Source organism: Pseudomonas pudica (genome assembly GCF_015680405.1).
GTDB classification, from domain to species: Bacteria; Pseudomonadota; Gammaproteobacteria; order Pseudomonadales; family Pseudomonadaceae; genus Aquipseudomonas; species Aquipseudomonas pudica.
The window spans coordinates 24,773-44,204 of the sequence record NZ_JADLJS010000026.1; the positions used below are offsets into that span (position 1 = coordinate 24,773).

The window sequence follows — 19,432 nt, forward strand, 5'->3', positions numbered from 1 at the left end:
ATGCCTGAGCTTGATTGATGCGCAACCACCCCAGCCCTAAGGTGACCCCCACGACAGCGAACCCGTGGAGTCACCATGACAACAACCAAGAATCCACCGCCGCAATGGTCGCGGCGGCGCGCCGAAAAGCAGCGTCGCCTTGACCGGGTCCGCCACCTCGCCGACGGCGTGGTGCTGCCCACCGAGCGAATCGTCGAAGCCCTTGAACTGCTGCTGGCTCCCGGCGACCGGGTAGTGCTAGAAGGCAACAACCAGAAGCAGGCCGACTTCCTCTCCCGCGCGCTGGCCAAGGTCGACCCTGGGCGCCTGCACGACCTGCACATGATCATGCCCAGCGTCAGCCGGGCCGAGCACCTGGACCTGTTCGAACGTGGCATCGCCCGCAAGCTCGACTTCTCCTTCGCCGGTCCGCAGAGCCTGCGCATTGGCCAACTGCTGGAAGACGGCCTGCTCGAAGTCGGCGCCATCCACACCTATATCGAGCTGTACTCGCGGCTGTTGGTCGACCTGATCCCCAACGTCACCCTGGTGGCTGGTTTCATGGCCGACCGCGATGGCAACCTGTTCACCGGCCCCAGTACCGAAGACACCCCGGCACTGGTGGAACCGGCCGCTTTCAGCGACGGCATCGTCATTGCCCAGGTCAACCAGCTGGTGGACCGTGTGGATGACCTGCCGCGGGTCGATATCCCGGCATCCTGGGTCGATTTCGTGGTGGTTGCCGACCAGCCTTTCTATATAGAGCCGCTGTTCACCCGCGACCCGCGCCATATCAAGCCGGTGCACGTGCTGATGGCGATGATGGCCATTCGCGGCATCTACGAAAAACACCAGGTGCAGTCGCTGAACCATGGCATTGGCTTCAACACCGCCGCCATCGAGCTGATCCTGCCTACCTATGGCGAGTCCCTGGGCCTGAAGGGCAAGATCTGCCGCAACTGGACACTCAACCCGCACCCGACGCTGATTCCGGCCATCGAGACCGGCTGGGTGGAAAGCGTGCATTGCTTCGGCACCGAGCTGGGCATGGAGGACTACATCGCCCAGCGCCCGGACGTGTTTTTCACCGGCCGTGATGGTTCGCTGCGTTCCAATCGCATGATGTGCCAGCTGGCCGGGCAGTATGCTGTCGACCTGTTCATCGGGGCCACCCTGCAGGTGGATGGCGATGGCCATTCCTCGACCGTGACCCGCGGCCGCCTGGCCGGCTTCGGCGGTGCCCCGAACATGGGCCACGACCCCCGTGGCCGGCGCCACGCGACCCCGGCCTGGCTCGACATGACCGTGCCGGAAACCATGCTCGAACGCGGTCGCAAGCTGGTGGTGCAGATGGTCGAGACCTACCAGGAAGGCGGCAAGCCCACCTTCGTGGAAACCCTCGATGCCGTGGAAGTGGCCAGGAAAGCCGGCATGCCGCTGGCGCCGGTGATGATCTATGGCGACGATGTCACCCACCTGCTGACCGAGGAGGGCATTGCCTACCTGTACAAGGCCCGCAGCCTGGAAGAGCGCCAGCAGATGATCGCCGCCGTGGCCGGAGTTACCGCCATCGGCCTGCGGCACGACCCCAAGGACACTCAGCGCCTGCGCCAGCAAGGCCTGGTCGCCTTGCCCGAAGACCTCGGCATCCGCCGCACCGACGCCAGCCGCGAACTGCTGGCTGCGCGCAGCATCGCCGACCTGGTCGAATGGTCCGGCGGCCTCTACAACCCGCCTGCACGGTTCAGGAGCTGGTGATGAAAGCACTCGACTTGCAACCGCGTGGGCTTCTTCGCGAGCACAGCAATAGTGATGCATCTGGAAATTGCGCAATCCTTGTGGGAGCGGGTTTACCCGCGAAGAGGCCAGCGCAGGCAACCGAATTACCCCTGGCCGACCACTTGGCCGACCTGGCCGTGGAAGCCCTGATCGACGAAGCCGACCTGTCCCCCAAACCCGGCCTGGTCGACCGCCGTGGCAACGGCGCCCACCACGACATGACCCTGGCCCTGATGCATGCCTCGGCCCTGGCCCTGTGGCCCTGCCTGCGCAACATGGCCGAAGCCGCTCAGGCCATCGGCACCCTCGGCCAGCCCCTGCGCACCACCCTGGGCCAGCTCGGCCGCGAAGGCGAGGCGGCAATGCTGGCCGCCACCGGCGGGGTCAACACCCACCGCGGCGCAATCTGGGCCCTCGGCCTGTTGGTAGCATCCAAGGCCCTCGATACCCAGGCCGATGCCAGCACCCTGGCTGCCCGTGCCGGTCGCATCGCACTGTTCGACGATCCCGCCATGACCACCCAAGACAGCCATGGCCGGCAGGTACGCCGCCGCTATGGCACTGGCGGTGCCCGCGAACAGGCGCAACAAGGTTTCCCGGCGGTTATCGGCCACGGCCTGCCGCAACTGCAGCGCAGCCGCACCGCCGGTGCCAGCGAGCCGCACGCCCGGTTGGACGCGCTGCTGGCGATCATGGCCGTGCTCAACGATACCTGCGTGCTCTGGCGCAGCGGCCCGACCGGGCTGGCTGCCGTCCAGCACGGCGCCCGTACCGTGCTGAGCGAAGGCGGCAGCGCCACGCTGGCCGGGCGCCGGCAGCTGCGCCGGCTGGACCAGCACCTGCTGCACCTGAATGCCTCACCGGGCGGCGCCGCCGATCTGCTGGCCGCCTGCCTGTTCCTCGACAAAGCCGGGAGCCTGTGACATGGAAACCCTGACCTTTCAATTCCCCGCCGCCGCACCTGGGCGTGGCCGCACGCTGGTGGGCTGCGTCAGCTCCGGCGACCTTGAAGTGCTGATCGAACCCGGCACCGCCGGCAGCCTGCAAATCCAGGTGGTGACCTCGGTCAACGGCAGCGCTGCCCGCTGGGCGCAGCTGTTCCAGCGCCTGTTCGAGGGCCGCACCTGGCCGGCCGTGAACATCGACATCCATGATTTCGGCGCCACCCCAGGCGTGGTGCGCTTGCGCCTGGAGCAAGGCTTCGAGGAGATCGCCCATGACTGATATCGCGCGCCTGCTGCACAGCCGCAGCTTTGTCGAACTCGGCGCCCGCCAACGCGCCCGCGCCTTGCTCGACCCGGGCAGCTTCCGTGAACTGCTGGGCCCTTTCGACCGGCTTATGTCACCCTGGCTGCCGCGCCAGGGCATCGTGCCCCAGGCCGATGATGGCGTGGTCATCGCCAAGGGCCTGCTGAACGGGCGCAACGCTGTGGTTGCCGCCATCGAAGGCGGTTTCCAGGGCGGCAGCATGGGCGAGGTGGGGGGGGCCAAGATCGCCGGTGCGCTGGAACTGGCCATCGAAGACAATCGCAACGGCATCCCCACCTGCGCCGTGCTGCTGCTGGAAACCGGCGGTGTACGCCTGCAGGAAGCCAACCTGGGCCTGGCGGCGATTGCCGAAATACAGGCGGCGATTGTCGAGCTGCGCGCCTGGCAGCCGGTAGTCGGCCTGGTCGCAGGGTCGGTCGGCTGTTTCGGCGGCATGTCCATCGCCGCCGGCCTGTGCAGCCACTTGCTGGTCACCCGCGAAGCCCGCCTGGGCCTCAACGGCCCGCAGGTGATCGAGCAGGAAGCGGGCATCGGTGAATACGATGCCAAGGACCGCCCCTTCATCTGGAGTTTGACCGGCGGCGAGCAGCGCCACGCCAGCGGCCTGGTCGACGCCTATGTGGCCGATGACATCGAGGCTTTGCGCGAACGCTTGCTGCAATTGCTCGACGAGCCTTCAACGGATCGCGCCGGTCAACACGCCTGGTTCCTCCAACGCCTGGCCCGGCTGGGTGATGGCTGCCCGCAACTGGATGCCGCTGCCGTGCGTGACCTTTACCAAGGAGATGCCGAATGAACCGTGCCTTGAACTGGCTGCCGGGCCTGGCCGGCGGGCAAGCCTTGCCAGGCTACCCCGCGTCGTTGCGGGTAATGGATGGCGAACTGGACAACCGCCTGGCGCGCTTCATCGCCGTGGTGCCGGACGCCGAAAACCCGTTCCCCCGTGCGCGCTCGGGCGAAGTCGGCCTGCTGGAAGGCTGGGGCCTGGCCAAGGCCGTGAGCGAAGCGGTCGAGGCTGACCGCCATGGCCAGAAGCGCGCCATCGTCGCGGTGATCGACGTGCCCAGCCAGGCCTATGGCCGCCGTGAAGAGGCGTTGGGGATCCACCAGGCTTTGGCTGCTGCGGTGCAGGCCTATGCCCAGGCACGGCTGGCGGGGCACCCGGTGATCGGCCTGCTGGTCGGCAAGGCCATGTCTGGTGCCTTCCTGGCGCACGGTTACCAGGCCCAGCGCCTGATCGCCCTGGACGATGCCGGGGTCATGGTGCACGCCATGGGCAAGGCTGCGGCGGCGCGCATCACCCTGCGCAGCGTCGAGCAACTGGAAGCCCTGGCCGCCGAGGTGCCGCCAATGGCCTACGACCTTGCCAGCTACGCCTCGCTTGGCCTGCTGTGGCGCCGCCTGACGGTGGACAACCCCGAGACGCCTAGCAGTGCCGACATCGCTCAGGTACGTGCCTGCCTGGCAGATGCGGTGCGCGACATCGGCAGCTCGAGCGACTTGTCGTCGCGGCTGGCGGGCGAAAACCGCAGCGCCTCGCGCCAGGTGCGCGAACAGCTGCGTCGCCAGTGGCAGGGCGCTTGAGATGAACGCGCCAAGGCCACACGACCTGCTCTGGGGCATGCCCGTATCTGGCCTGCCTGCCGATGCGCCGCGTTGGGCGCAGGATGTGCTGCTGAGCGGCCAGCCGGTGGTGGTGCGCCGTGCCACCTGTGCGGACGGCTGGGTGGCGGTAGGGCTGCGTGGCCAGGGCAGGGCGCAGCGGTCGGGCGTACTGATGCGGCTGGCCGATATCCAATGTCAGCAAGGCCCCGAAGCGCTGCGCTGGCAAGCGGAAAGCCCTTGGCCTGCATTGCAGGCCCTGGCCTCGGTCGCCCCGGTGCTGGATGCCAGCGGCCTGGCCTGGGGGCCGACAGGTGGGGTGGGGTATCAGCTCGCCACCGGTATGGAGGTGGTACACGCCGAGAGCGACCTGGACTTGCTGCTGCGCACGCCACAACCACTGGCCCGGGCGCAGGCGCGTGCGCTGCTGGATATTCTCGATTGCGCGCCTTGTCGTATCGACCTGCAGCTGGAAACCCCGGCGGGCGCTGTCGCCCTGCGCGAGTGGGCCGGCTTCGCCCGCCGCGTGCTGCTCAAGTCGGCCGATGGCCCACGCCTGGTCAGCGACCCATGGGCAGTGATGGAGCGTGCCGCATGAGCAGCCTGTTCGCCTTCCCCGGCCAGGGCGCTCAGCAGGTGGGCATGCTGCAGCGCCTGCCCGAGTGTGCCGGGCAATTGCTGGAAGAAGCCAGTGACACCCTCGGCCAGCAGGCCTTGGCGCTGGACAGCCAGCAGGCCCTGCAGACGACCCGTGCCGTGCAGCTGTGTCTGCTGCTGGCTGGCGTGGCCTGGGCGCGCTGGCTGATGCAGCGCAGCCCCGCGCCGGATTACGTGGCGGGGTTGTCGATCGGCGCCTATCCGGCAGCGGTCACGGCGGGCGCCCTGGGCTTTGCCGATGCCGTGCGCCTGGTTGCCCTGCGTGGCGAACTGATGCAGCGCGCCTATCCGCAAGGCTATGGCATGACCGCACTCAGCGGCCTGGACCTGGCCTGTGTCGAACGCTTGTTGAGCGATACAGGCGGCGAGGTGTATGTCGCCAACCTCAACAGCGACAACCAGATCGTCATCGCCGGTAGCGATGACGCGATGGCTGCGGTTGCCGCCAGGGCACGCCGCCTGGGCCAGGGCGTGGCCCGGAGGCTGGCGGTCAGCGTGCCGTCGCATTGCCCGTTGCTGGATGGCCCCGCGGCCGAACTGGCCAGTGCCTTCGCCACGGTCGAGCTGCAGCGACCGCGTATCACCTACCTCAGCGGCAGCAGCGCACGGCCGGTGTTCGACCCACAGCGTCTGCGCGACGACCTGGCCGGCAACATGGCGCGGCTGGTCGACTGGCGTGCCACGTTGCGCAACGCCTATGAGCGTGGCGTGCGTCTGCACCTGGAGTTGCCGCCCGGCAACGTGCTCGGCGGGCTGGCCCGACCGGTGTTCGAACAGGGCAGGGTGGTTGCTGTCGAAGGCACCCGCTGGGACACCCTGGATGCGCTGCTGCGCCAGGAGGTGGCCAACGAACGATGACAGCGGCACTGCGGCGGATGGTGACCCCTGTGGGAGCGGGCGTGCCCGCGAAGCAGGCACCTCGGTGAATGGCACGGGCGTCGCCCGTGTTCGCGGGCACGCCCGCTCCCACAATGACCGCGATAGCCGCACAAAAGTGTGTTTACGAAGAACAACAACAAGCAACTTCGACACTACCTGAGGACAACAACAATGATCATCTATGGTGTGGCACTGCTGGCGGTCTGCACGCTTGCCGGCGTCATCGTCGGCGACTTCCTGGGCGTGCTGCTGGGCGTCAAATCCAATGTGGGCGGGGTCGGTATCGCCATGATCCTGCTGATCTGCGCACGCCTGTACATGCACCGCAACGGCGGCATGAGCAAGGAATGCGAGTTCGGCGTAGGGTTCTGGGGCGCAATGTACATCCCGGTGGTGGTGGCCATGGCAGCCCAGCAGAACGTGGTCACCGCCCTGCACGGCGGGCCGGTGGCGTTGCTGGCGGCAGTGGGCGCGGTACTGGTGTGCGGTGCGACCATTGCCCTGATCAGCCGCAGCCACCGCGGCGAACCCCTGCCGGCAGTAAAGGCCGGCCCCGAAAGCAATGTGCAGGCTGCCCCTGCAGGAGGGCGTTGATCATGTGGCCGGTCATTGACAATGCCCTGGAACATAACGGTTTGATCACTGCCTTCGCGGTGGTGGGCGCGATCATGTGGTTGTCGGTGGTGCTGTCGAAGTACCTGACCTTCGGCCGCGTGCACGGCTCGGCCATCGCCATCGTCATCGGCCTGGTGCTGGCCTGGGTCGGTGGCACCATAACCGGTGGCCAGAAAGGCCTGGCCGACATGGCGCTGTTCTCTGGCATCGGCCTGATGGGCGGGGCCATGCTGCGCGACTTCGCCATTGTCGCCACGGCCTTCGAGGTGCAGGCCACCGAGGCGCGCAGGGCCGGGATGATCGGCGCGGTGGCGCTGCTGCTCGGCACGGTGCTGCCGTTCATTGTCGGCGCGGCGGTGGCCTACGCGTTCGGTTACCGTGATGCGGTGAGCATGACCACCATCGGTGCGGGTGCGGTGACCTATATCGTCGGGCCGGTGACCGGGGCGGCGCTGGGGGCCAGCTCGGACGTGATGGCGCTGTCGATTGCCACCGGGCTGATCAAGGCGATCCTGGTGATGGTGTTCACCCCGGTATCGGCGCGCCTGCTGGCGCTGGACAACCCACGTTCGGCGATGGTGTTCGGCGGGTTGGCGGGAACGGTGTCGGGGGTGACGGCCGGGCTGGCGGCGACCGATCGGCGCCTGGTGCCGTACGGGGCACTGACAGCCACCTTCCATACCGGGTTGGGCTGCCTGATGGGCCCGTCGATCCTGTACTTCTGTGTACGTGCCCTGGTCGGTTGACAACAATCTGCTGGACTGCGCAGACCCCTTGTAGGAGCGGCCTTGTGTCGCGATCGGGCCGCAACGCGGCCCCAGCGATATCCGCATCGCCGTCAAGATCCTGGGGCCGCTGCGCGCCCCATCGCGACACAAGGCCGCTCCTGCAGGTACAGCGACAACCTCGAGAGCAATGCTGTACCTGTGGGAATATCTCGTGACGAACACCTGCAACCCACCCCCCGTTTCGGGGAAAACCGCTGGGGAATCCTCCCCAACCTGTTTCGTTTGCCGCTGCAACCAACTGAAAATAAAAGCAATCCGTTCCTGGCATACACCTTGCTCCAGCTCCACGCAGAGATCCTGTGTACCGGAGGTGCAGCATGTCTATGCCACTCAAAGGCCCCATCCTGTCATCACTCGTACTGGCCTTGCTCGGCTGGGAGTCGACCAGCGAAGCCGCCGTGCAGTGCCAGCGCACCCTGGTCGCCAACGTGGTGGCGCTGGACCAGCCACTGATGTTCAACCGCCTTGGCGCGCAAAACGCCAACGGCATGATGTTCGCCCTGCGCGAGGATGTGGTGGACGACAAGATGGTCCCCCTCAGCAGCGGCGGGGCGGCGGTCCCGGGCAAGGTCACCCTGCGCCCGGACAAGCGCCCGCGGCCCATCGTGCTGCGGGTGGCCGCCGGTGAATGCCTTACCGTCAACCTGACCAACCTGCTCGACTACAAGGCCAACCCCAACAAGCACGGCATCGAGGCTGAAGAGCCTGAGGGCGAAGAGGAGGGGCCGGAGCTCGAAAATGACGCCGCCGAAGGCTTCGTCGCCGACGAGCAGGTGGCCGAGCGCATGGTCGGCTTCCAGGTCAACGGCATGCAGGCGGTCAACAGCATCGCCGATATTTCTGCCTACACCGGGCGCAATGGCAGCTTCTTCGTCAGCCCAGGCAGCACCCGCAGCTATACCTTGTACGCCGAACGCGAAGGCGCTTTTGCCGCTACCAGCAAGGCCGCCACATTCGGCGGCGAGGGCACTGCGGGCAACGTTGCCAACGGCCTGTTCGGCCAGGTAGTGGTGGTGCCAAAACTCGGCCGCACCTACCGCAATACCCTTACCGAAGAAGAAATGCGCCTGGCCACCACCGGCCGTACCGCCACCGGCCAACCGGTGATCGACTACGAAGCCCGCTACCCGCAAATGCAACCCTGGATCGCCGAAGGCAAGGCCGGCAAGCCGATCATTGCCATGGTCGACGGCAACCAGATCATCAACAGCGAAACCGATGCCATCGTCATGGGCCCCAACCCCGATGGCAGCTTCCCCAAGTCCACCTACCCGCTGGAAAGCCTGGGCAAGCGCAACCCGGCGTTGCCCAACCGCCTGGAGGCGTTCCGTGACTTCGCCTCGCAGTTCGCCGACGAGGTCGCCGGCACCCAGGCGTTCCCTGGCTACTGGGCCGACCCGGTGATGGGCCATGTGCTGGAACCCACCCGCGACTCGTTCATGATCAACTACGGTTCCGGTGGCATGGGCGCCGAAGTGGTGGCCAACCGCCTGGGCGTGGGGCCGATGCATGACTGCCTGTCGTGCGCCTATGAGGAGTTCTTCCTCAGTTCGCACACGGTCGGTGATGTCGGTACGCTGGTGGACGTGCCGGCCAACGTCGGCCTGGAGCACATCCGTCCTGGCGAGGTACCACCGGCCAGCGCCGTCGGGGTCAAGGCCAGCATGGCCCTGTTCCCGGCGGAACCGGCCAACGTGCACCACAGCTACATCGGTGACTTCACCAAGTTCCGCAACACCCACAACGGCCATGAACAGCACATCTTCCACCTGCATGGCCACCAGTGGCTGTTCAACCCCAATGACGACAATTCCGACTACATCGATGCCCAGGGCATTGGCGCGGGGGTCGGCTACACCTACGAAATCGCCAACGGCGGTGCGGGCAACCGCAACCGGGTGGCGGGCGATGCCATCTACCATTGCCACTTCTACCCGCACTTCGCCCAGGGCATGTGGGCCATGTGGCGAGTGCATGACGTGTTCGAGGAAGGCACCCGCCTTGAAGTGAGCGGGCAGGGCGAAAACGGCTACCACAGCACCCCGTTCGCCCTGCGCAGCGGCAAGCCGGCGGTTGGCGCGCGGGCCCTGCCCGATGGCGAGATCGTTGCCGGCACGCCGATCCCGGCCATCGTGCCGCTGCCCGGCAAGGCCATGGCGCCGATGCCAGGCAAGGTGGTGGTGGTACCGAAGCTGTCCGAAGAGCTGGTTGCTGCCAATGACGACGAGCCCGAAGAAGAGGATGACGAGCCAGCCAACCAGGCGCCGGTTCGCAAGGCCATCGGCTCGCTGGCGCTGGTCGACCGCAGCGACGCCAACCGCAACGCCGACGGCACCTTGAAGAACCCTGGCTATCCGTTCTGGATCGGCGGTATGGAAAGCAGCGTGGGCAACCGCCCACCAACCCCGCCACTGGACATGCTCGACCCGGCCATGGCACGCCAGCTCAAGGAAAGCGGCAAGGCTCTGTGGGCCAACCTCGACCCCAACCAGGTCGATGGCTGGGACGGTGGCCTGGGGCGCCATGCGCTGGACGGCGTATCCGCCGGCGGCGAAGCCGAAACCACCACCACCAAGCTCGATTTCACCAAGGTGGTACACAAGGCCAAGCCGATCTATCTGCCCGAAGAAGGCACCGATGTCGAGCAGGCGGCCATGCAGTTCCACGCCCAGGCCGAACACCAAAGCTTTGCCCTGATCCCTGGCAGCGAGCCGGTGGCCAAGGCGTTCCGCACCAACGGCGCATTGCCCACTGCCGGCGCGCCGTTCTACGAGCCGTGCATGGATGACCGGGGCAAACGCCTGACCCAGTCCTCCGGGGTAGGCGAATACTTCAGCGGCGAAAGCCTGTCGGGCCTGAACTTCCGTGGCGCCTCGGCCTTCACCGCCGACCGCCCACGCATCTACAAGGGCGCCAACATCCAGTTCGACGCGGTGTACAACAAGGTCGGCTACCACTTCCCGCAGGCACGCATCATCGCCCTGTGGGAAGACGCCTGGCCGGTGATCACCAAGCAGCGCCCGCCAGAGCCGCTGGTGATGCGCATGAACACCTTCGACTGCACCATGTACCAGCACACCAACCTGATCCCGAACATCTACGAGATGGACGACTACCAGGTGCGCACCCCGACCGACGTGATCGGCCAGCACATCCACCTGCCCAAGTGGGACCTGACCGCCGCCGACGGCTCGGCCAACGGCTGGAACTACGAAGACGGCATCTTATCGCCCGGCAGCGTGGTCGAGCGGGTGCAGGCCATTCGTGCCTACAACGGCTGCACCCAGGGCGATAGCCGCGACGGCACCGCCGCCTGCCCGCAAGCCCGGCAGCACCCGTACTTCGGCCGCTTTGGCAGGGCCGACTGGCTGGGCGCACGCACGGCCATGCAGCGCTGGTTCGCCGACCCGCTGGTGAACGTGTACAACGTCGACCGTGGCCTGGGTACCATCTTCACCCACGACCACCTCGGCCCATCGACCCACCAGCAGCTTGGGCTGTATGCCACCGTGCTGGCCGAACCGGCCAACTCCACCTGGTACCACGCCGAAACCGGCGAGAAGCTGTACAACCCGGCCACGCGGCAGGACGGTGGCCCGACTTCGTGGCAGGCGGTGATCCAGACCGGTGACCACGACGGCGACGGCAAGAACGACAGCTACCGAGAGTTCTTCCTGGAATACAGCGACTTCCAGCACGCGTACGAGGCCGGTGTGTACGTCGGCGCCGGGCCGGACGGCATCCCCAATGCCCAGTCGTACCCGGCCACTGCCGACAGCTTCCGCTACGCCATCAACCCGCCCGTGCGCGGCAAGGCATCGAACCTGCTGGAGGCCATCGTCGAAGAACGCGGTGGCATCAACCCGGGTTGCCCAAGCCGGCCCTGCCCACAGGCCATCTCGGTGGACGACCCGGGCATGTTCGTCGTCAACTACCGCAACGAGCCCCTGGCCCTGCGTGTTTACGACCCCAACAAGGTCGGCCCGGACGGCAAGCGTGGCATGCAGGCCGACGGCCTGGCCGGCGACCTGAGCTACGCCTTGCAAACCCGTACCGACCGCGCCATCCCGGCAATGAACCTGGCGCCCTCGGCGATCACCTCGGCGGTCGGCCCCACTGGCGGCACCACGCTGTTCCCGCCGCACATCAACGCGGCCGGCAGCGAACCGGGCGACCCGTTCACCCCGATGCTGCGCACCTACTCCGGCGACAACGTGCGCCTGCGCATGCACGCCGGTGGCCATGAAGAGGAGCACAACATCACCTTGCATGGCGTGAAGTGGCTGCAGAACGGCACCGGCTACGGCAACAGCTCCAACTCGGGCTGGAAGTCATCGCAGATGATCGGTATTTCCGAGCAACTGGGTTTCATGGCGCCGGTGTCGATGATCTCCAGTTCGGCGGCCACCAACGGTGACTACCTGTATTCGCTGGATGCGGCCCTGGAAGGCTACTGGAACGGCATCTGGGGCATCATGCGCAACTACACCGCGCAGCGTGCCGACCTGTTCCCGCTGCCCAACAACCCGCAGCCGGTGGCCATGCGCAACACCGTGAACTTCGATGGCATCTGCCCGAAAACCACGGCCAACCCCAACGGCATCGGCACCCGCCCCACGGTCAAGCGCAGTTACGAGATCGTCGCGGCACTGGCCAACGATATCCTCGAGAACCGTAACGGTGTCAGCATCAACGACCCGGCCGGTGTCGGCCAGCATGTCGGCGGCCCGCTCAAGGCCAACGGCGGCACCTTGGTGTTCAACAGCCGCAAGACCGCCATCCCGCTGGTCAGTGGGGTAGACCCCGAAGATGGGGAAACCTTCACCATCGGTGGCCACAGCGCGCCGCTGCACGACCCGACCGCGATCCTGTACGTGCGCAAGGCCGACCTGGACGCCACCACCGGCAAGCTGAAGGCGGGCGTGCCCGTGGAGCCGCTGGTGCTGCGCGCCAACGCAGGTGAGTGCATCAGCATCACCCTGGAAAACCGCCTGCCACTGGTAATGCCGGACTTGCCCAGCACTGCGGTGATGCACAACGTGGTCAAGCGTGACCGCTTCGACAGCGAAGGTGCCACCGCGTTTGCCAACAACCTGATGCGGCCATCCAGCCACGTGGGCCTGCATGCCCAGTTGCTGGCCTACGACATCACCAAGTCCGACGGCGCCAACGTCGGCCTCAACCCGGTGCAGACCGTGGCCCCGCGTACCGGCACCAGCGGCGCCTGGCCGACCCGTACCTATCAGTACTATGCCGGCCACCTGGAGCGTGAAGGCAAGCCGGTGTCGCAACTGGGCCGCACGGTAGACAACATCAACACCACGGCCATCGAATTCGGCGGCCTCAACCTTACCCCGTCGGACGTCATCAAGCAGCCGCAGAAAGGCCTGGTGGGTGCCATGAGCATCCTGCCGCAGACCGCCACCTGGACCGAGGACACCGCAACAAGGGCCCAGGCCACGGTCAAGGTCACCGGCCAGCCGGACTACCGCGACTTCGTCACGGTATGGCAGCGTGCGCTGAACATGCGCTGGGCCGACGGTCGCCCGGTGGAGGGCATCAATACCGAAGGCAACGGCGCCGCCGGCGACCCTCAGGACAACGGTAACATGGCGGTCAACTACAAGACCGAACCCCTGTGGCTGCGCTTCGGCATGGCCCCCGACTCACCCTTCGGCCGCGCCGGTGGCCTGGGCTTTGGTGATGTACCCAACGCCCATATGGCCTACGCCAACGCCCTGGTCGGTGGCGACCCGCAAACCCCGGTGCTGTACGCCAAGCCCGGCCAGCCAGTGCGCAACCATATCGTGATGCCCAGTGGTGGCAGCCGCGGCATGGTCTATCAGCTGGATGGCCACTTGTGGCCACTGCACAACTATCAGGCCGAGAAGAACGACGTGGACGGCTACCCGCTGAGCCTGCCCGGCATCGGCTCGGTGCGCTTCGGCTACAACCCGATGGCCATGTACATCGGTGCCCAGGAAAGCGTGCTGCCAGCGGCGCACTTCAGTTTCATGCTGCCCAGTGCCGGCGGCGCCAACGCGGTGGCGGGTGACTACCTGTTCCGCGACTACGCCGCCTACGGCAACCTCTCGGGGCTGTGGGGGATCTTGCGAGTGACCAATGAAGCGCCGCCGGCAACGGCACCGGCGCAGTGACGGTAAATGGGGGCGCGAACATGAACAAGAAAACCCGCCTTGCATGCATGGGTGTAGCACTGGGGGCAGTGCTGATCGGCCTGGGCGTAGCCTATGAAAGCCTCTGGTGCGATCCGCGCGAGTATCTGCAGGACGCTGACGACCCGCAGGCCCTGCACCGGCTGAGCCGGGACGGCGTGACCGTGGAGTTCGAGGCCCGGCCGCTGGCGGGGGGCGAGCTGCAGGAGGGCAGCTTTGCCAACATTCGTTTCAAGGTCAGTGACCAGGCCAGTGGCCAGCCGTTGTCGGGCATGGCCCCAGGGGCGTGGATCGACCCGACGCAGTCGGCCCCGGAGGGCGACCGCGACCAGAGCTGCAAGGCCCGTGTCGCGCTGTTTCTCAAGAGCAGCATCGGCGCCCGGCCATTGCTCGACCTGAACGGTTACTTTCTGTTGATGATGAACAGAGACGCCAGCCTGACGGTGATCGACCCGACCGTGTCGGTGGGCGGCGTGACCAGCACCATGGCCCGCATCGACCTGCCCGGGCGGCCCATGGACTGGGTGGCCACCAGTGACGACAAGCTGGTATTCGTGTCCATCCCCGAGCGCGGCAAGGTCTCGGTGATCGACACCGAGACTTTCACCCGCGTGGCCGACCTGGACGCTGGCGACCAGCCGCTGCGTGTGGCCCTGCAGCCGGACCAGCACCGGCTGTGGGTAGGCAACAACAGCAGCGACCCGGCCAAGGGCGGGGTGACGGTGATCGATGTACCGGGTCGCAACACCCTTAAAACCTTCAACACCGGCAGCGGGCACCACGAAATCGCCTTCAGTGCCGACTCGCGCTACGCCTATGTCAGCAACCGTGACAGTGGCACCCTGAGCGTCATCGACATCCCGGAAATGCGCCTGGCCAAGACCATCAAGGTTGGCCCGCACCCGCTGTCGGTCAGTTACTCGGCGTTGTCCCAGGCGGTGTACGTGGTCGACGGTGAGGAGGGCAGCGTGCGCGTGTTCGATGCCCGCAGCCACCAGCTGCGGCACACGGTCCAGGCCGATCCGGGCCTGGGGCCGATGCGCTTCAGCAGCGATGGCCGCTACGGCATCGTGCTCAACACCCTGGAGAACCAGGCCCTGGTGATCGACGCCAGTACCGACAAGCTGATCCACCAGATCCCGGTGGCGGCCGAACCGTACCAGCTGACCTTCACCAAGGGCTATGCCTACGTGCGCGGCCTGGCTTCGCCGAAGGTGAGCATGATCAACCTGGCCAGCCTGGGCGAAGGGCGTTCGCCGATCATCCAGGGCTTCGAGGCCGGCCCGGCGGCGCCACGCCAGGCAGGTGACCTGCCGCTGGCCCAGGGGCTTTCGGTATCGCGCGACGACAATTCGGTGTTCGTGGTCAACCCGGTGGACAACACCACCTACTTCTACGCCGAAGGCATGAACGCACCGATGTCCGGTTACAACAACCGTGGCCACCAGGCCCGCGCCGCCATCGTCGTCGACCGCAGCCTGCGTGAACTGGCACCGGGCGTGTACGGCTCGACGGTGAAGATGCCCGCGGCCGGCAAGTTCGACGTGGCCTTCCTGCTCAACCAGCCGCAGATCATCCACTGCTTCAGCACCGACGTGGCCGCAGCGCCGAATGCCGGCAAGCGCAAGGGTGCGCACGCCGAGTTCATCGGCCTGGACAGGCCGTTGTCGCAGCACAGCGCCATTAATGCACGGGTGCGCATCCTTGGCGACGATGGCCAGCCGCGCCTGGGCCTGAACGACCTGAGCCTGCGTTACTTCCTGGCGCCTTCGTCGATGCCGCGCAACCTGCGGCTGGAGGAAGTGGGCGAGGGCATCTATCAGGCAGCCCTGACCCTGCCAGAACCCGGTGCCTGGTACCTGCACGTGCAGTCGCCGTCGCTGGGGCGCAGGTTCGCCGAGGAAAACTACACCAGCCTGCGCGTCCTGCCGGCCGCAACGTCCACCGTTTCCGAGAATGACGTGAGGAATCTGCGATGAACGCCAAGCATGCTTGCAAACTGTTGGCCCTGAGCCTGGCTTTTGCCGGCAACCTGGCCCAGGCCCATGGTGGCCACGACCACAACGGCCACGCCGAACAGCCACCGGCGGCGCGCCAGGAAAAGGCCAGCGTGCGCTTTGCCGATGTCTCGCTACTGAACCAGGACGGCATGCCGGTACGCCTGGAAAAAGACCTGGTGGGCGACCACCTGGTGGTCATGGGCTTCATCTACACCAGCTGCACCACGGTGTGCCCCGTGGTGTCGTCGATCATGGGCAAGGTCCAGCAGCAACTGGGTGGCCGGGTAGGGCAAGACATTCATCTGGTGTCGATCAGTGTCGACCCGCAACGTGACGACGCCAAGCGCCTGCAGGATTACGCCAAGGCCTTCCAGAAAGGGCCGGGCTGGAGCTGGCTGACCGGCACGCCATACGCCATCAGCGAAACCCTCAAGGGCCTGGGTAGTTTCAGCGCCGACCTCAGCCAGCACCCACCGCTGATCCTGGTGGGCGACGGGCGCACCGGGCACTGGACGCGCTACTACGGGTTCACCGACCCGGCTGTGCTGATCGATGAAATCAACCGCCTCGGCGCCCGCCGGGTGCATGCCAAGAGCACGGCCATTGCCGACCATCACGAGGTGCAACCATGAGCCAGACAAGCTCCCGCCGCGTAGGCATGCGCGGTTTTGACTGGCTGGTGCTGGGTGGCTGCCTGTGGATCCTTGCCTCGGTGGCGCTCGCCCATGAAGGCCATGCTCCGCAGGCGCTAGAGCCGCAGCCGGCCCCGCAGGCGATGACCAGTGGCGGCGGTACCCGCGATGCCCAGGCCTGGTTCACCGACACTGTGCTCAAGGACCAGAACGGCCGCGAGCTGCGCTTCTACAGCGATGTGCTCAAGGACAAGGTGGTGATGCTCAACGTGATCTTCACCCACTGCACCGACGCCTGCCCGCTGATCACCCGCAAGTTGCGCGAAGTGCGTGAGACCATGGGGCCGCAGCTGGCCAGCCAGGTGACCTTCGTGTCTATCAGCAGCGACCCGCTCAACGACACCCCCGAAGTGCTCAAGGCGTTTGCCGGGAAGCAGGGCGTGGATGGGCCCAACTGGTTGTTCCTGACCGGTGACAAGGCCAATGTCGACCTGGTGCTCGGGCGCATCGGCCAGTTCCTGCCCAGCCCCGAGCAGCATTCCACACAGCTGATTGCCGGCGACGTGGCCGGCAAGCGCTGGAGCAAGATCCGCCCGGATGCACCGCCGGCGGCGATTGCCCAGCGCATGCAGTTGCTGGCACTGCCTCTGGCAGGGCGGTGAGTATCATGCGATCCCTGCGGCATTGGCCTCTGTGGCATCTGCCACTCTGGGAACTCCCTTTGTGGATGCGGTCTTTGTGGGAGCGGCCTTGCGTCGCGAAAGGAGCGCGCAGCGCTCCCCGTTTTCTGGGCTGGTGCAACTATCGCTGGGGCTGCTGCGCAGCCCTTTCGAGACGCAAGGCCGCTCCCACAAAGACCGCTCCCACAGGGCTTGCGATCTGGTTGGCGTTCGTGCTCGGCATGGCACCCTTTTTTTCTGCCTTTGCCCTGGACCTGACCGAACATGAACAAGCCGGCAAACGCCTCTACCGCGAGGGCGTCTCCAGCAGTGACGCACAGCTGCAAGCCCGGGTCGGCGCCAGCGACATGACGGTCCCCGCCAGCGTGCTGCCCTGCGCCAGCTGCCACGGCAACGATGGCCGCGGTCGTGCCGAAGGTGGTGTGCGGCCACCCAGCCTAGACTGGCAGCGCCTGGCGCAAGGCCAAGGCGAACGCGAAAGCAACGGCCGCCGCTACCCGGCATACACCGACAGCAGCCTGGCCCGGGCCATTCAGCAAGGCGTCGACCCGGCCGGCAATCGCCTGGACCCGGCCATGCCGCGCTTCGAGCTGACCCTGGCCGACCAGCGCAACCTCACGGCCTACCTCAAGCGCCTGGGCCAGGAGCGCGACCCCGGCGTAGAGGAAGGCGTGCTGCGTTTGGGCACCCTGCTGCCGGCATCCGGCCCGCTGGCCAAGGCCGGCCAGGTGGTGCGTGCTGTGCTGGAAGACGGCCTGACGCAACTCAACCAGCAAGGTGGCATCCATGGGCGACGCCTGGAACTGGTGGTGCTCGACCCGGGCCCCGACCCGGTCAGCGCCGAGCGGGCGCTGCAGCAGTTGCTGGAGCAGGAGCGAGTGTTCGCCCTGATCGCGCCATTGGCACCCATGCTCGACCAGCGCCTGGCAACCTTGCTGGCACCACACAATGTACCGCTGATCGGCAGCACCCCACGCAGCGGTGGCAGCCCACAGATTTTCGACCCGTTGCCCGGCTTGCCCGCGCAATTGCTCAGCCTGGCCGGCCACGCCCGCGCGGCGCTGGGCCTGGCAGCGGGCGACCTGCGTGTGGTGTATGCCGGCAGTGAACAAGCGGCGTTGGCCGAGCAGGTGCGCGAACGCTTGCAGCAGCAGGGCTGGGTACCACCGGCGGCCCAGGCCTTTGCTGGCCAGCCCGTGGACGGGCGGGGCATTGTCTTCCTCGGCCGTGCCCAGGCCTTTGCCGAACTGGCTTCGGCACTGCAGTCAGCCGGCCGCCAGCCATACCTGTTCGCCGCCTCCAGCCAGGTGGCCGGCGCCGTGGCGCGCTTGCCCGAGGTTTGGTCGCAACGGGTGTTCCTGGCTTATCCGTACGTGCCCGAGGACTGGACCGAACAGGGCCTGGCGACCCTGGCCGGCCTGCAGCAGCGCCAGGGCCTCGACCCACGCCAGGCGTCGTTGCAGGTCAACACACTGTGCGCCCTGCGCCTGTTGAGCGAAGCGTTGAAGCAGACTGGCCGTGACACCAGCCGCGAGCAGCTGATTGTCGCGCTGGAAGGCCTGCATGATGTGTCCACCGGCCTGACTCCGGCCTTGGGCTTCGGCCCAGGTCGCCGGCAAGGCATGGCCGGTGCCCATGTGGTGGCGGTGGCCCTGCCCGGGCCGCGCTTTACCGCAGTCACCCCGTACCGGCCACTGCCGGAAAACCCTTGAGCGGAGGTTGCCATGCGTGTTCTGTTGTTGTGCCTGTTGCAGGTGCTGGCCAAGGCAGCCTGGGCTGACATGCCGGTGGCGCGGGTCAACGGTGTGGAGATCGAGACGATGCGCCTGGAGCGCTATTTCAGCGAATACCTGGACGCCCAGGGCCGCGCGGTAGCCAGTATCCGCAACCCCAACCTGTATCAGCGTCTGCGCGACCAGGCCCTGGATGAGCTGATCGACAAGGAGCTGTTGTGGCAGGAGGCCCAGCGCCGCGGCATAGCCGTCAGCGATGAGCAGGTATCGGCGCATGTGGGCGAGGTCGAGGCCGCGCTTGGCAGCCCGGCAATTTTTGAGCGGCGGCTGGCGGAAGCGGGTTTCGATAGGGCACAGTACAATGAGTACACCCGGCGCGAGCTGGCCGCGCAGCAGGTGTATGCCCAGCTCAGCGCGGTGGCCGCGCCCAGCCAGGCCGAAGTGGAGGCATTCTATGATGCCAATTCGCGAAAACTGCAAGGAGTGCAGCAACAAAGTGACGACTCTTCGGTCATACGCGAACAGGGCCTGGCGCTGGCCAGGGCCGCGCTCATCGGGCAGCGGGAGGCGCAGGCGCGCCAGGCCGTGCGCCAACGTTTGCGTGCGTCCGCTACCGTTGAGATCGCCAACTGAGGCCCCTGAT

General features: G+C 66.7%; 15 protein-coding genes. All 15 read left to right on the plus strand.

Features of this window, described 5'->3' with window-relative positions; all coding sequences use genetic code 11:
* Positions 1-75: 75 nt before the first annotated feature.
* The 15 genes from mdcA to IRZ77_RS17890 all read left to right on the plus strand — a co-directional run bounded on the left by mdcA (position 76) and on the right by IRZ77_RS17890 (position 19,422).
* Positions 76-1,737 (plus strand): malonate decarboxylase subunit alpha, encoded by a 1,662-nt coding sequence (gene mdcA, locus IRZ77_RS17820; protein WP_015270609.1) that lies wholly within the window; start codon positions 76-78, stop codon positions 1,735-1,737.
* A complete protein-coding gene (locus IRZ77_RS17825; RefSeq protein ID WP_196174033.1) occupies positions 1,737-2,681 on the plus strand; it encodes a triphosphoribosyl-dephospho-CoA synthase in 945 nt (314 codons plus the stop codon). The genes mdcA and IRZ77_RS17825 overlap by 1 nt, the downstream gene beginning before the upstream one ends.
* A 1-nt stretch (position 2,682) precedes the next feature.
* Positions 2,683-2,982 (plus strand): malonate decarboxylase subunit delta, encoded by a 300-nt coding sequence (locus IRZ77_RS17830; RefSeq protein ID WP_024087234.1) that lies wholly within the window; start codon positions 2,683-2,685, stop codon positions 2,980-2,982.
* Positions 2,975-3,823, plus strand: a complete 849-nt coding sequence (locus IRZ77_RS17835; protein WP_085600748.1) for a biotin-independent malonate decarboxylase subunit beta — start codon at positions 2,975-2,977, stop codon at positions 3,821-3,823. Before IRZ77_RS17830 ends, IRZ77_RS17835 begins: the two co-directional genes overlap by 8 nt.
* Positions 3,820-4,611 carry a biotin-independent malonate decarboxylase subunit gamma gene (gene mdcE, locus IRZ77_RS17840; protein WP_196174035.1) on the plus strand — a complete coding sequence of 264 codons (792 nt, stop codon included), beginning with the start codon at positions 3,820-3,822 and terminating at the stop codon, positions 4,609-4,611. The genes IRZ77_RS17835 and mdcE overlap by 4 nt, the downstream gene beginning before the upstream one ends.
* A gap of 1 nt (position 4,612) precedes the next feature.
* Positions 4,613-5,227 (plus strand): malonate decarboxylase holo-ACP synthase, encoded by a 615-nt coding sequence (locus tag IRZ77_RS17845; RefSeq protein WP_108481591.1) that lies wholly within the window; start codon positions 4,613-4,615, stop codon positions 5,225-5,227.
* Complete coding sequence (mdcH, locus tag IRZ77_RS17850) at positions 5,224-6,144, plus strand: malonate decarboxylase subunit epsilon (RefSeq protein WP_046614358.1); 921 nt, start codon at positions 5,224-5,226, stop codon at positions 6,142-6,144. Before IRZ77_RS17845 ends, mdcH begins: the two co-directional genes overlap by 4 nt.
* Before the next feature lie 192 nt (positions 6,145-6,336).
* The gene (gene madL / locus IRZ77_RS17855) at positions 6,337-6,759 is read left to right on the plus strand and encodes a malonate transporter subunit MadL (protein ID WP_085600757.1); all 423 of its coding nucleotides are present in this window, start codon (positions 6,337-6,339) and stop codon (positions 6,757-6,759) included.
* 2 nt (positions 6,760-6,761) lie between these two features.
* Positions 6,762-7,526 carry a malonate transporter subunit MadM gene (gene madM, locus IRZ77_RS17860; RefSeq protein ID WP_196174036.1) on the plus strand — a complete coding sequence of 255 codons (765 nt, stop codon included), beginning with the start codon at positions 6,762-6,764 and terminating at the stop codon, positions 7,524-7,526.
* Positions 7,527-7,885: 359 nt separating this feature from the next.
* Positions 7,886-13,726 carry a manganese-oxidizing multicopper oxidase MnxG gene (gene mnxG, locus IRZ77_RS17865; protein ID WP_196174037.1) on the plus strand — a complete coding sequence of 1,947 codons (5,841 nt, stop codon included), beginning with the start codon at positions 7,886-7,888 and terminating at the stop codon, positions 13,724-13,726.
* Between the two features lie 20 nt (positions 13,727-13,746).
* On the plus strand, positions 13,747-15,723 hold the full coding sequence (locus IRZ77_RS17870) for a cytochrome D1 domain-containing protein (protein ID WP_196174038.1): 1,977 nt from the start codon (positions 13,747-13,749) through the stop codon (positions 15,721-15,723).
* Complete coding sequence (locus tag IRZ77_RS17875; protein ID WP_046614354.1) at positions 15,720-16,376, plus strand: SCO family protein; 657 nt, start codon at positions 15,720-15,722, stop codon at positions 16,374-16,376. The genes IRZ77_RS17870 and IRZ77_RS17875 overlap by 4 nt, the downstream gene beginning before the upstream one ends.
* Complete coding sequence (locus IRZ77_RS17880; protein WP_046614353.1) at positions 16,373-17,038, plus strand: SCO family protein; 666 nt, start codon at positions 16,373-16,375, stop codon at positions 17,036-17,038. Before IRZ77_RS17875 ends, IRZ77_RS17880 begins: the two co-directional genes overlap by 4 nt.
* Positions 17,039-17,277: 239 nt before the next feature.
* Positions 17,278-18,768, plus strand: a complete 1,491-nt coding sequence (locus IRZ77_RS17885) for a cytochrome c/ABC transporter substrate-binding protein (RefSeq protein ID WP_196174039.1) — start codon at positions 17,278-17,280, stop codon at positions 18,766-18,768.
* A gap of 12 nt (positions 18,769-18,780) precedes the next feature.
* Complete coding sequence (locus IRZ77_RS17890) at positions 18,781-19,422, plus strand: SurA N-terminal domain-containing protein (protein ID WP_108481597.1); 642 nt, start codon at positions 18,781-18,783, stop codon at positions 19,420-19,422.
* Positions 19,423-19,432 lie beyond the last annotated feature (10 nt).